9 protein-coding genes are annotated in these 12,834 nt (G+C 70.6%); all 9 read left to right on the top strand.

Features of this window, described 5'->3' with window-relative positions:
* The 9 genes from GGR16_RS23860 (at position 1) to GGR16_RS23820 (ending at position 12,549) form a co-directional block, all read left to right on the top strand.
* Positions 1 to 1,710 (top strand): methyl-accepting chemotaxis protein, encoded by a 1,710-nt coding sequence (locus GGR16_RS23860; RefSeq protein ID WP_245258913.1) that lies wholly within the window; start codon positions 1 to 3, stop codon positions 1,708 to 1,710.
* A 137-nt stretch (positions 1,711 to 1,847) separates the two neighbouring features.
* The gene (locus GGR16_RS23855) at positions 1,848 to 4,589 is read left to right on the top strand and encodes a hybrid sensor histidine kinase/response regulator (protein WP_183318611.1); all 2,742 of its coding nucleotides are present in this window, start codon (positions 1,848 to 1,850) and stop codon (positions 4,587 to 4,589) included.
* The gene (locus GGR16_RS23850) at positions 4,586 to 5,062 is read left to right on the top strand and encodes a chemotaxis protein CheW (protein ID WP_019402905.1); all 477 of its coding nucleotides are present in this window, start codon (positions 4,586 to 4,588) and stop codon (positions 5,060 to 5,062) included. The genes GGR16_RS23855 and GGR16_RS23850 overlap by 4 nt, the downstream gene beginning before the upstream one ends.
* 38 nt (positions 5,063 to 5,100) lie before the next feature.
* Positions 5,101 to 5,511, top strand: a complete 411-nt coding sequence (locus tag GGR16_RS23845) for a response regulator (protein WP_183318609.1) — start codon at positions 5,101 to 5,103, stop codon at positions 5,509 to 5,511.
* Positions 5,508 to 6,680: a protein-glutamate methylesterase/protein-glutamine glutaminase gene (locus GGR16_RS23840; protein ID WP_183318607.1), complete on the top strand. Its 1,173-nt coding sequence runs from the start codon at positions 5,508 to 5,510 to the stop codon at positions 6,678 to 6,680. Before GGR16_RS23845 ends, GGR16_RS23840 begins: the two co-directional genes overlap by 4 nt.
* Complete coding sequence (locus GGR16_RS23835) at positions 6,677 to 7,507, top strand: CheR family methyltransferase (protein ID WP_183318605.1); 831 nt, start codon at positions 6,677 to 6,679, stop codon at positions 7,505 to 7,507. The genes GGR16_RS23840 and GGR16_RS23835 overlap by 4 nt, the downstream gene beginning before the upstream one ends.
* Before the next feature lie 94 nt (positions 7,508 to 7,601).
* On the top strand, positions 7,602 to 8,939 hold the full coding sequence (locus GGR16_RS23830) for a globin-coupled sensor protein (RefSeq protein ID WP_183318604.1): 1,338 nt from the start codon (positions 7,602 to 7,604) through the stop codon (positions 8,937 to 8,939).
* A complete protein-coding gene (locus GGR16_RS26545; RefSeq protein WP_183318602.1) occupies positions 8,936 to 11,839 on the top strand; it encodes a heparinase II/III domain-containing protein in 2,904 nt (967 codons plus the stop codon). The genes GGR16_RS23830 and GGR16_RS26545 overlap by 4 nt, the downstream gene beginning before the upstream one ends.
* A complete protein-coding gene (locus GGR16_RS23820; protein ID WP_019402899.1) occupies positions 11,836 to 12,549 on the top strand; it encodes an AprI/Inh family metalloprotease inhibitor in 714 nt (237 codons plus the stop codon). The genes GGR16_RS26545 and GGR16_RS23820 overlap by 4 nt, the downstream gene beginning before the upstream one ends.
* Positions 12,550 to 12,834 lie beyond the last annotated feature (285 nt).

Raw genomic sequence — 12,834 nt, 5'->3', positions numbered from 1 at the left:
ATGAGTACGTTCTTCCAGAACGGGAAAGCGGGGCACATGAAGATCTCCGGCAAGATATACGCGATTGTCGCAATCATGGGTGGCGTGGCGGTGATGGTCGCGGCGATGGCGATCCATGCGCTCCGGCAATACGACGATCAAAGCACTCTGCTCAACCAGACCGCTCAGCGTGCCTATTACGCGGAGCATCTGAACCGCCTCATCACGGCGGTCGTCATGGACTCGCGCGGCATCTACATGTCGGAGACGAGCGATTCCGCGGTGCAGTTCGCCGACGGCATCCGCAAGCACCTCGAGGAGATCGAGAAGACGCTGGCGGACTGGCGCCATCTCGTGCCGCCGGACCGGCTCGGCAGCTTCGAGGAGATGGCCGCGCGCGCGGCGGAGTTCCGCACGTTCCGGCTCGAGACGGCGCGGCTCGGCGTCGATGTCTCGCCCTCGGCGGCGAACGAGCAGGGCAACAACGAGACCAACCGCCGCAACCGCAAGGAATTCCAGGCATCGCTCGACCAGCAGGTCGACGGCATCCTCGGCCAGCTCGACCGGGTCCGCGGCAACATGCGCGACTTCCAGTCACGCATGATGGGCCTCGTCGTCGGCACCGCGGCCATCGGCCTCCTGCTCGGCGCCGGCCTCGCCGCCTGGATCGGCACCTTCCTCCTCAGCCGGCCGCTGCGCCGTGTCACGGGCGTGCTGCAGCAGATGGCCGCCGGCGAGTACGATGTCGAGATCGAGACGCGCCGCTCGCGCGACGAAGTGGGAGCGATCTGGGGCGCCACAGAGCATTTCCGCGAGGCGCTTCTCGAGGGCGAGCGGCTGAAGGCCGAGCAGGCCGAAGCCGATGCGCGCGCCGAAGAGCGCAAGCGCGCGATGCTGAACGAGCTTGCGGACGCCTTCGAGGCGCAGGTCATGGGCGTCGTGCGGTCGGTCTCGGCGGCGGCGGCCCAGCTCGAGCAGAATGCGGCGGCGATGAACGCCGCGGCCGAGGAGACGAACCACAAGTCGCTCGCGGTCTCCTCGGCGTCGGACCAGGCGACCAACAACGTGCACACGGTCGCCTCGGCCGCCGAGCAGCTCTCCGCATCCATTCGCGAGATCGGCCACCAGGTCACGAACGCCGCCGCCATCGCCAGCGAAGGCGCGCAGCAGGCGGGCTCCACCGTCTCGGTGGTGCGCGGCCTCGACGACAGCGCCCAGCGCATCGGCGAGGTCATCCGCCTCATCAACGACGTGGCGGCGCAGACGAACCTCCTTGCCCTCAACGCCACCATCGAGGCGGCGCGTGCGGGCGAGGCGGGGCGGGGCTTCGCGGTCGTCGCCATGGAGGTGAAGAACCTTGCGGCCCAGACGGCCAAGGCGACCGAGGAGATCTCGGCCCAGATCGGCGCGGTCCAGGGTGCGACCGGCGACGTCGTGCGGGCCATCGAGGGCATCTCCGAGACGATCGCGCGCATCGACGAGATCTCGGCGACGATCGCCTCCTCCGTCGAGGAGCAGGGCGCGGCGACGGGCGAGATCGCCCGCAACGTCCAGCAGGCGGCGCAGGGCACGCAGGAAGTCTCGGCGCATATCTCGGGCGTGACGCACGCCGCGGCCGACACCGGGCGCGTGTCGTCGGAGATCGTCAGCGCGGCGAGCGAGCTGACGGACCAGGCCGGGCGGCTGCGCGAGGAAGTGGACCGCTTCATCGCGCGGGTGCGAGCGGCCTGATCGGTACGGGTTGAGAGGCCGGAGCGGGGCTCCGGTCGGGCTGAACGGGAAGGGGGCGGATGCGCGGGCCGAGATGGCCGGCATCCCTCCGGCGCCGGGCGGGCAGGCCGCACGGCGGGCTTTGGGGAGTTGGGCGCATGGACGATCTGCTTCGGGAGTTTCTGACCGAGACGAACGAGAACATCGACGTCGTTGACGTCGAACTCGTGAAGTTCGAGCGGGACCCCAACAACGCTCAGGTTCTCGACAACATCTTTCGCCTCGTCCACACCATCAAGGGGACGTGCGGCTTCCTCGGCCTGCCGCGCCTCGGTGCGCTGGCTCATGCCGCGGAAACCCTCATGGGCAAGTTCCGCGAGGGGGCGCCGGTCACGACGGAGGCGGTCGGGCTCATCCTGCGCACCATCGACCGGGTGAAGGAACTGCTCGTCGAGCTCGAGAACAACGTCGGTCAGGAGCCGGTCGGCACCGACGACGATCTCATCGCCCCGCTCGAGGCACTGGCCTTCGGGCCGCCGGCTCCGCCGGAGCCTGCGCCAGCTCCCCAGCGCAAGGTCTCCGTCGGCACGCTGAGCGACCAGGTGCTGGAGCGCGAGCTGCTGCCGGGGGAGGATTCGCTCGACGAGATCGAGCGCGCCTTCCGCGAGGCGGAGGCTGAAGTGCCGCGGCCGAAGCCCGTCACCAAGCCCGCAGCCAAGGCTCCGCCGGCGCCCGAGGTCGAGACCAAGACCGAGGCGAAGCCCGCTCCCAAGGCCGAGGCCAAGGCGCCCGTCGCCGAGGGCGACGAGCAGGGCGGCTCCGGCAAGGGCTCGGTCTCCTCGCAGTCGCTGCGGGTCAATGTCGACACGCTCGAAAAGCTGATGACAATGGTCTCGGAACTGGTGCTGACGCGCAACCAGCTCATGGAGATCGCCCGCCGCCAGGGCGACACCGAGTTCAAGGTGCCGCTGCAGCGCCTGTCCAACGTCACGGCCGAGCTGCAGGAAGGCGTCATGAAGACGCGCATGCAGCCCATCGGCAACGCCTGGCAGAAGCTGCCGCGCATCGTGCGCGACCTCGCCCAGGAACTCGGCAAGCAGATCGACCTCGAGATGGTCGGCGCCGAGACCGAGCTCGACCGGCAGATCCTCGACCTGATCAAGGATCCGCTGACGCACATGGTGCGCAATTCGGCGGACCACGGCCTCGAGACGTCGGAAGGCCGCCGCGCCGCCGGCAAGCCGGAGCGCGGCAAGATCCGCCTCTCCGCCTATCACGAGGGCGGACACATCATCATCGAGATCGCGGACGACGGGCGCGGGCTCGACGTGGCGCGCATCCGCGCCAAGGCGCTGGAGAACGGCCTCGCCACCGAGGCCGAGCTCGAGAAGATGAGCGAGGCGCAGATCCACAAGTTCATCTTCCACGCCGGCTTCTCGACCGCCGCCAAGATCACGAGCGTGTCGGGCCGCGGCGTCGGCATGGACGTGGTGCGCAACAATATCGAGATCATCGGCGGCACCATCGACGTGCGCTCCGTGCTCGGGCGCGGCACCACCTTCGTCATCAAGATCCCGCTGACGCTCGCCATCGTCTCGGCGCTCATCGTCGAGGCGGCGGGCGACCGCTTCGCCATCCCGCAGCTGGCGGTGATGGAGCTGGTGCGGGTGCATCACAAGTCCGGCCACCGTATCGAGCGCATCAAGAACACGCCGGTGCTCCGGCTGCGCAACAAGCTCCTGCCGGTCATCCCGCTCGCCGAGCTGCTCGGCACGGCCGAGCCGGAGGGCGGAGCGTCCGGCGTGGAGCAGGGCGAGCAGGGCTTCATCGTCGTCATGCAGGTCGGCAACCAGACCTTCGGCATCGTGGTGGACGCGGTCTTCCACACCGAGGAAATCGTGGTGAAGCCGATGTCGACGCTGCTCAGGCACCTGTCGATGTTCTCGGGCAACACGATCCTCGGTGACGGCAGCGTCATCATGATCATCGACCCGAACGGCATCGCGCAGGCGGTGGCGCATTCGGCGACGCTCGGCTCGGGCGAGGTGGCCGGCATCGACGCCGAGCGTGCCGCCGGCAAGGGAAACACGGTGGCGTTGCTGCTCTTCCGCGCCGGCGGGGCCGAGCCGAAGGCGGTGCCGCTGTCGCTCGTCACCCGCCTCGAGGAGCTGCCGGTCGAGAAGATCGAGCGCGCGACGGGGCGGCAGGTCGTGCAGTACCGCGGCTCGCTCATGCCGCTCGTGCCCGTCAACGAGCGCATCGAGCAGCGCGAGGGCGGCACGCAGCCGGTGCTCGTATTCTCGGATTCCGGCCGCTCCGTCGGCCTCATGGTCGACGAGATCATCGACATCGTCGAGGAGCAGTTCGAGGTCACCCTCGCCTCGGAGATGCCCGGCATCCTCGGGTCGGGCGTGGTGCGCGGCCAGACGACCGAGATCATCGACATCGCCCATTACCTGCCGATGGGCTTCAAGGACTGGTTCCATCGCCGCGGCGCGATGCAGGGCGCGCCGGAGCGGCGCAGCCTGCTGCTCGTCGACGACAGCGCCTTCTTCCGCAACATGCTCGGCCCGGCCCTCAAGGCTGCCGGCTATGACGTGACGCTGAGCGACTCGGCGGTCGCCGCCCTGCAGCTCTTCGAGCGGGGCGCCATGTTCGACGTCGTCGTCACCGACATCGAGATGCCGCACATGGACGGCTTCGAGTTCGCCGGCCACCTGCGCCGCGACCCGCGCATGGAGGGGCTGCCGATCATCGCGCTCTCCGGCCTGTGCACGCCCGAGGCGATCGAGCGCGGCCGTTCCGTCGGCTTCTCCGACTACATCGCCAAGTTCGACAAGCCCGGCCTCCTCGAGGCGCTCAAGGAGTTCGCCGGGATCCAGCAGGAGGTGGCCGCATGACCAAGCCGATCGAGGCGGCGGGCAAGCCCGCCGACACCATCCAGTACGTCACCGTGCGCATCGCCGGGCAGCTCTTCGGCCTGCCCATCCTCTCCGTGCACGACGTCTTCATGCCCGAGCGCACGACGCGCGTGCCGCGGGCGCCGCGCGCCGTGGAGGGCGTGCTCAACCTGCGCGGGCGCATCGTGACGACGATCAACATGCGCCGGCTGCTCGATTTTCCCGACGCGACCGACACCCTGCAGCCGATGGCCGTGGGCATCGACTACAAGGGTGAGTCCTATGGACTCATCATCGACACGGTCGGCGAGGTGCTGGCGCTCGACAGCTCGACGCGCGAGCCCAACCCCATGAATCTCGATCCGCGCTGGGCGCAGGTGGCCGACGGCATCCACCGGCTGGACAGCGAGCTGATGGTCATTCTCGACGTCGAGCGCGTCCTGTCCCTGCGGCAGGGGGCGATGGCGGCCTGAGCCGCAGCAGTCGGAGCCGATGAGTATAGAGGCGGCTGATGAAAACGTGTCTGGTGGTCGACGATTCCCCCTTCATCCGGAAGGTGGCGCGCAAGATCCTCGAGGAACTGTCCTTCGAGGTGAGCGAGGCGGGCAACGGGCAGGAGGCGCTCGACCATTGCATCGTGACGATGCCGGACGCGATCCTGCTCGACTGGAACATGCCGGTGGTCGACGGGCCGCAGTTCCTCGAGGCGGTGCGCGCCCTTGAGGGCGGCACCAGGCCCAAGATCGTGTTCTGCACGACGGAGAACCATCCCGGCCATATCGCGCGGGCGCTCATCGCAGGGGCGGACGAGTACATCATGAAGCCCTTCGATCGGGAGATCCTGGCCTACAAGTTCCAGGAGGTCGGCCTCATCGATGCGGAGGCCGAGGCTCTCGCCGATGCCGGAAAGCCGCTCGCATGACGGGTGTCACGGGAGCCGCCACGGCGGGTGATCAGATCCGGGTCATGATCGTCGACGATTCGGCGATCGTGCGCGGGCTCGTGTCGCGCTGGCTGGAGGAAGAGCAGGATTTCGTCGTCGTCGCCACCCACCGGCACGGCCGCCTCGCCGCGCAGGACATGACGCAGTCGCGGCCGGACGTGGTGATCCTCGACATCGAGATGCCGGAGATGGACGGGCTCACGGCCCTGCCGCTCCTCCTCAAGGCCAAGCCCGACACCGTCGTGCTCGTCGCCTCGACGCTGTCGCAGCGGGGCGCGGAGACGAGCCTCAGGGCGCTGGCGCTCGGCGCTGCCGACTATGTGCCGAAGCCGGACCCGACGGGCCGGCTCGCCACCTCGGCCGACTTCCGCCGCGAGCTCGTGGAGAAGGTGCGCCATCTCGGCCAGCGGCTGCGCACCCGCTCGGCGGCGGGCCTGCGCCTGCCGCTCGGCGCCCCCGCCGTCAAGCCGGCCACCCCGGCGCCGGCACCTGCGGCGCCGGCTTTCCAGCCGCGGCCGCAGCCGCCGCGGGGAACGGAGAAGCTCAGGGCCTACACGGGTATTCCCGCGCGGGTCCTGTGCATCGGCAGCTCCACCGGCGGACCGCAGGCGCTGATGCAGTTCCTGCAAGGGGCAGGGCAGGCACTCGCGCGGCTGCCGGTCCTCATCGTCCAGCACATGCCGCCGACCTTCACGACCATCCTCGCCCAGCACCTCGGCCGCACGGCCAACCGCGAGGCGGCGGAGGGCGTCGACGGCGAGCCGCTGGCGGCGGGGCGCATCTATGTGGCGCCCGGCGGCCGGCACATGCTGGTCGAGAAGGTGGGCGAGAAGCCCGTCATCCGCCTGTCGGACGCGCCGCCCGTGCATTTCTGCCGGCCGGCCGTCGACCCGATGTTCGAGTCCGTCGCGCGGGTCTTCGGCTCGGCGGCGCTCGGGGTCATCCTGACCGGCATGGGCAGCGACGGCGCCAAGGGCGCGCTCGCCATCGCCGATGCGGGTGGCAACGTCATCGCGCAGAACGAGGCGACGAGCGTCGTGTGGGGCATGCCGGGCGCGGCGATCGCCGCCGGGGCCTGCGCGGGCGTGTTGCCGATCGAGGACATCGGTCCCAGGGTCAGCCAGCTGATCGTCGGAGGTAGAGCATGATTGCGGCCGGCGATTACGAATTCCTGCAGCACTTCCTCAAGCAGCGCTCGGGCCTCAACCTGTCGCAGGAGAAGCAGTATCTCATCGAGAGCCGCCTTGCGCCCGTGGCGCGCAAGGTGGGGCTCGTCGGCGTCGAGCAGCTCGTGACGCGCCTGCGCGCCGCTCCTTCGGGCGCGGTGGCGGATGCCGTCGTCGAGGCGATGACGACGAACGAATCCTCCTTCTTCCGCGACAAGACGCCGTTCGAGACCTTCGTCTCCTTCGTGGTGCCGAACCTCATCGACCGGCGCGGCTCGCGGCGCATCCGCGTCTGGTGCGCCGCCGCATCGACGGGGCAGGAGCCCTATTCCCTGGCGATGACGCTGAAGGAGAACGCGCATCTCCTGCCGGGCGTCACGGTCGAGATCCTGGCGACGGACCTTGCCGGCCACGTGCTGGAGCGGGCGCAGGCGGGGCTCTATTCGGCCTTCGAGGTGCAGCGCGGGCTGCCCATCCAGTACCTGCTCAAGTACTTCGAGCAGAAGGGCGACCAGTGGCAGATCCGCCCGGAGATCCGGGCGATGGTGCAGTTCCGGCAGTTCAATCTGCTGCAGTCCTTCGCCGGGCTCGGCACGTTCGACATCATCTTCTGCCGCAACGTGCTCATCTACTTCGACATCCCGACGAAGGCGGACGTGCTTTCGCGCATGGCGAAGGTGCTCGCGCCCGACGGCTACCTGGTTCTCGGCGCAGCCGAGACGGTGATGGGCATCTCCGATGCCTTCCGGTCCGCCTCGGGGCGGCCCGGGCTTTATGTGGCCAACCGGCTGGCGGAGGCCACGGCATGATGGCCGCCGCCCTGCCGCCCCTTTCCCCCTTTCCGTTCCCGCTCACCGCCGCGACTTGCCGCGGCGCGCGGGACGAGTTCGCGTGGTAGGAATGATGTCCGAAGCGGTTCTTTCCCTGAACGAGCGCCTGGCCTTCTACAAGATCGACGCTGCGGTGCGCGGTGACCTCGAGACCGCCTGGGGTCTCATCGCGCCCCACATGCCGCGCATCATCAGCGACTTCTACCGGCATCTCGCCAAATTCCCGATGACGGCGCGGCTCGTCGACAAGCGGCAGGACCGGCTCGCCAAGCTGCAAGCCGAGCACTGGCGCCGGCTCTTCACCTCGGGCTTCGATGAAAGCTATCTCACGAGCGTGCGGGCCGTGGCCGTGGCCCATGTGCGCGTCGGCGTCGAGCCCGACTGGTACATCGGCGGCTACAGCGTCATCCTCGCCGAGCTGACGACCGTGCTCGCGCAGGAGACGCGGCTGCGTTCGGGCCGGCTGGCGCGGCTCGCTAGCGCCGTCGGCAGCGCGGTGATGTTCGACATGGGCATCGCGGTCTCCGTCTATCACGAGACCTTGCTGACCGCAGGCGAGGAGCGCCGTACGCGGCTGACCGGCGAGATCGGCATCTTCGATCAGACCTTCTCGCAGAGCCTTTCGGCGCTCAACCAGGCGGCGCACGTCATGCGCGGCGCGTCCGAGCAGCTCGGCGCGGCGACCGGCCGCACGAGCGAGCAGGCCGACAGCATGACGATGACCGCCGAGGAAATGGCGGAGCGGGCGGCCCGCGGTGCGGCTGCGGCAGGCACGATGGCGAGGTCCATCGAGACCGTCGAAGGCTATGCCCAGCGCGCCTACGAGATCGCCGGCAAGGCCGCGGAACAGGCCAAGGCGGCCGACGCCGGCGTGCGCGGCCTCGCCGAGGTCACCGAGCGCATCGGCTCCATCGTCGAGCTCATCGGCGGCATCGCCCGGCAGACGAACCTTCTCGCCCTCAACGCCACCATCGAGGCGGCGCGCGCAGGCGAGGCCGGGCTCGGCTTCGCCGTGGTGGCGCGCGAGGTCAAGACGCTGTCGACGCAGACCGCCAAGGCCACCCAGGAGATTTCCGACCAGATCGCGGCCATCCAGCAGGCGACGCGGGCCACCGTCGGTGATCTCGACGGCATCGGCACCGTCATCCGCGAGGTCGTGCAGTCGGCCGAGGCGATTGCCGCGGCCGTCGAGAACCAGGCTGCGGCGACCCATTCGATCCTCACCGCGGTCGAGGAGATGTCGCAGGATGCGCAGGGCGTGGCGGAGGCCGTGGCGACCGTGCGTGCCGCCGCGCAGGACATCGGCGGCATCGTCACCACCGTGCAGACGCTCGCGTCCTCGCTCGACGAGCAGGCGGCGCACATGAACGGCGACGTGCGCCAGTTCTTCGACCGTGTGGCGGCGGCGTGAGCGGCGACGACGAACAATCGGGAAAGAAGAAGGGGGCGCGGCGCGTGCGGCCAGGTCTCGATGCCCTCTTGCAACCCGGTCTGGCGAAGGCGCCGGACCGGGTGAAGCCGTTTCAGCCGCCGCGCTTGCCCGGCCCCCTCAAGAAGCGGGCGCAGCCGCCGAAGGCCGCGCCCGTGCCGCCGCCCGCAGGCCCCGCCCGCGCGCCCGGCTCCGCGCAGGAGACGGGCGGGCGCGAGCTGCTGCCGGTCGTCGCCCAGTACGGCGCGGATTCGGCCGCCCGCGGCGACGGCCAGGGGCATGTGGTGGAGGCGCGCAACCGCCGGGCGCGGGTGCAGTTCTCCTTCGGCGGCGTGCCGGCGGGCCAGTGGTGCGAACTGGCGTTCGCCCTCACCTGGGCGGATGACGAGAAGGCCGGCAGGGTGCCGGACGCCGTCCGCCTCGGCTTCGACTTCCAGACGGGCGACGGCGTCAGCCTCGACCTTCCGGCCGTCGCCGGGTTGATGCGGGGAAGGATCGACCCCTTCTCGATCGACGTCGCCGGACCCGCCGCGCCTGGCCGCAAGGTCTCGCAGGTGCGCGTGGCCTTCCAGCTGCCGGCCCATGCCGAGCGCGTGGAACTGACGGTACGCAGCTGGCGCAACACGGCGCCGTTCGAGATCGCGACGCCCCGCCTGCGGCCGTTGCCGCAGCCGCCCGCAGAGGCCGCGGCGCCGCCGGGACCCCAGCTCCTCGACGCGGAGCCGCAATGGGAGAGCTGGGGTGTCGTGCCGGGCGGCGGGCTGACGGTGCGCGGCCAGCTGCTCTGCGCAACGCCCGCGCCGGACATGGCCTTTGCGCGCATCGTCTACCGCGATGCCAAGGGCCGGGCCTTGCCGCGTCCCTATGAGGGCACGCTCGAGGCCGAGGGCATCGGCGCCTTCGTCATGCTGCCGACGGACCGGCGCGCGCGTCGCTTCACGCTGCGCCTTGCCCCGCCGGCCGGCGCCCGCTCGGTCGATATCGGCTTCCAGGCGCGGGGCCGGGCGGATATCCGGCGCATCCTCCCTTACGAAGTTTCGCCCGACGATGGACTTGCGGACGGGACCGAAGACGACCCGCTGGGGCTGCTTGGCCGCCTGGCCGAGCGGTTCGGCATCGCCGAACGCGACGCCCGCGGGCTGCTCGCGTCTTTCGTCGACGAAGCGGCGCTCGCCGCGGCGCCGTTCGTCCAGGCCGATCTCGCCGGCTGGCTCGCCGGCGGCATGGGCAGCGTGGCCGACGGGCGCCTTCGCCTTGCCGGGCACGAGGACTGGTCGCTGCCGGAGATCATCGACTGGCAGGAAGACCCGTTTGGCTGCGGTCTGTGGCGCGCCCGCTATCACGCTCTCGGCTGGCTCGTCTCGCTGACGGAGGGCGGCGAGCGCAAGAGCCTCGCCCAGGCGGTCGCCCTCGCACTGTCGTGGCAGGCGGCTGCCCCGCGGGCGGACGTCGACGACGAGGATCGGTTCGGCCCGCGTACGGTGGCGATCCGGGTCGAGGTGTTGCTGCAGCTCCTCGCGCAGTCGCTCGCGGCCGGCCTGCCGGTCGGCAAGAGCGCGGGGCTGGTCGCCGAGATCGTGCGGCATGCCCGGTTCCTCGCCGAGGCGCTCGGCGACAATCTCATCGGCGAGGCGCGCGAGCGGCTGCATGCGGCGGCCGGGCTCGCGGTCGTCGCCGCGGCGCTGCCGCGCCTGCCGCTCGCGGCCCTGTGGCGCTCCATGGCGCTCAACCACATCGAGTGGTCGGCGGCGCAGCTCTTCGCCGAGACGGCGATGCCGAGCGAGGGCTCGTCGCATCTGCATTTCGAGGCGCTCGCGGTCGGCCTGGCGCTGCAGGGCGTCCTTGCCGTCCTGCCGGGCACGGAGGGCCTGCGCCGGCGCATGGCGCTGCCGCTCGGCCGGGCCATCGCGACGAGCGTGGCGCTGACCGACCCCGACGGCTGCCTCGCGCCCTTCGGGGAGACGACGGGCGGTGCGGAGCATCTGCCCATCCTGCGGGATCTCATCGCCCGTTGCGGGCGGGACGTGATGGCCGAACCGGCGGTGGCCGAGATGCTGGCCGCCCGTGCCTCGGCGCCGCTTGTGCTCGACCGGCAGGCAGGGCTCGTCACGGCGCGCCACAGGGACGGGCGGGACTGGGCCTATTTCGCCACCCGCTTCGGTGCCAGCAGTGCCCGTGGACACGATGACTGCGGCTCCTTCGTCTATGCCGCCAGAGGCATCCGCTGGATCACCGATCCCGGCGGCATCGCCGTCAGGGGCGATGGCGGGGCGGGCAGCCACTTCCGCACGGGCGCCGCCCACAACATCCTTCGGCCGGTCGATGCGGAGAGCGTTGCCGGCTGCGGCTGGCTCGCGGCGGATGTCGCCCTCGAGGGGGCGAGCGCCTTTCTCGTCGACAGCAATGTCCACGGGACGTCCCATCATCACCGGCGCCTCTTCCTGCTGCTCGACGATCTCTCCGGCATCGCGGTGTTCGACCGGCTGGCGAGCGTCGAGCCCGGTGCCGATCTCGCGGCCGAGGGCTTCCTGCATCTCGGGCCTGGCGTCGCCGGGGTGCTCGTCGCCGCCAATCTCGGCCTTGCCCTCGCCGGCAACAGCCGGCTGCAGATCGTGGCGCAGGCGCGGGCAGGCGTGCTGAACGGCCTGTCCTTCATCTGTGGCCAGGAGGCCGGGACGGGGGGCGAGCAGGGCTTCCTGTCGGGAGCCTGCGGCGAGAAAGAACCGGCGAACGTTCTTCGTTATTCGGTCGCGGGGAAGGGCGACGTCACCGCCGGCGTGCTGATCGCCATGGATGACACCGCCCGCCGCCGGCTGGCCGAGGGCCTCGGCGATCCCCGCCTGACGATGCAATTCGAGATGCCTTTTGGGGGCATGGCATGAAACTGACGCGCGAATTCACCGCCCCGATCGGGGCGACGGGCGGGATGCGGTCGCCGGCTGCCTCGCAGGCGCTCTGCCGCCGTGCGGGGCCGCTCCTCGGCCTCCTCGTCCTCGCCGGCTGCTCATCGGGCGACTTCAACAGCTGTGAGCGCTATTACACCAGCCCTTGGAACCCGCCGGCGCGGTGCTACCGGGCGGCGCCGCCATCCGTGGAGGTCGAGGCCGTCGTCGTGGCCCCGGCCGTGGGCATGCGCCCGCGGGGCGTGGTCGTGCGCGAGGCGCCGATGCCGCCCCTGCCGGCGCAGCCCTTGCCGGCGAAACCGGCGGGCCCCCCTCCGCCCCTGGGCGGGGCGACGGCTCCCGGCCCGCTGCCGGCGCCGAAGGTGGTCAAGGGCTACACGCCGCCCCAGGCTGGACATGCGAAGCCGGTGCCGCAGCGGTCCCAGGTCTCCGGCCGCTGGCGCATGACGGAAGCGGGCGGCAAGGCCTGCGAGCTCGTGCTGACCAATGCCGGCCTCCTCGACCAGTACCGCGCCTCGACGAGCGGCTGCGCGAGCGAGGCGCTGCGCAGCATCAACGGCTGGGACCTGAAGGGACCGGACGTGGTGCTCTATGCACGCGGCGCGATCATTGCGCGCCTTGCCGAGGATCGCGGCGGCTATCGCGGCGTCGTCCTCAGTTCCGGGGCCGGCCTCGCGCTGGCGCGCTGAGGCCGTCCTCCAGCTTCGCACAAGGCTGGCGGCCTAAGCTGAACATGGTGTTGGTGGGAGAACTGCGTTCTTCGGTCCTGCGCGGGTCTCCGCGGCCGGTCTGACCGGGGAAGCGCCGGCGGCTCATTCGCTCAGCGGACACCGCCGAGTTGCGTCTATTCCGAAATGCGACCGAGGAGGTCCTCCGGCCGACGGAGGGCCCCATCGGCGAGGCAACGCCGCGCACCGGCAAGGGTGGGCGGCACCAAACGAAGGGCGACCGGCTGGCAAGAGCCGGTCTGCGAA

The sequence above is a fragment of the Chelatococcus caeni genome, from assembly GCF_014196925.1.
In the GTDB taxonomy this organism is placed as follows: Bacteria; Pseudomonadota; Alphaproteobacteria; order Rhizobiales; family Beijerinckiaceae; genus Chelatococcus_A; species Chelatococcus_A caeni.
The sequence above is the reverse complement of the archived record's forward strand: the minus strand, read 5'-3'. Positions and strand labels throughout refer to the sequence as shown.

Bases quoted from the DNA above. Each gene is read 5' to 3' on its own strand.
- GGR16_RS23860 (WP_245258913.1), top strand. From the start codon at position 1: ATGAGTACGTTCTTCCAGAACGGGAAAGCGGGGCACATGAAGATCTCC.
- GGR16_RS23855 (WP_183318611.1), top strand. From the start codon at position 1,848: ATGGACGATCTGCTTCGGGAGTTTCTGACCGAGACGAACGAGAACATC.
- GGR16_RS23850 (WP_019402905.1), top strand. From the start codon at position 4,586: ATGACCAAGCCGATCGAGGCGGCGGGCAAGCCCGCCGACACCATCCAG.
- GGR16_RS23845 (WP_183318609.1), top strand. From the start codon at position 5,101: ATGAAAACGTGTCTGGTGGTCGACGATTCCCCCTTCATCCGGAAGGTG.
- GGR16_RS23840 (WP_183318607.1), top strand. From the start codon at position 5,508: ATGACGGGTGTCACGGGAGCCGCCACGGCGGGTGATCAGATCCGGGTC.
- GGR16_RS23835 (WP_183318605.1), top strand. From the start codon at position 6,677: ATGATTGCGGCCGGCGATTACGAATTCCTGCAGCACTTCCTCAAGCAG.
- GGR16_RS23830 (WP_183318604.1), top strand. From the start codon at position 7,602: ATGTCCGAAGCGGTTCTTTCCCTGAACGAGCGCCTGGCCTTCTACAAG.
- GGR16_RS23820 (WP_019402899.1), top strand. From the start codon at position 11,836: ATGAAACTGACGCGCGAATTCACCGCCCCGATCGGGGCGACGGGCGGG.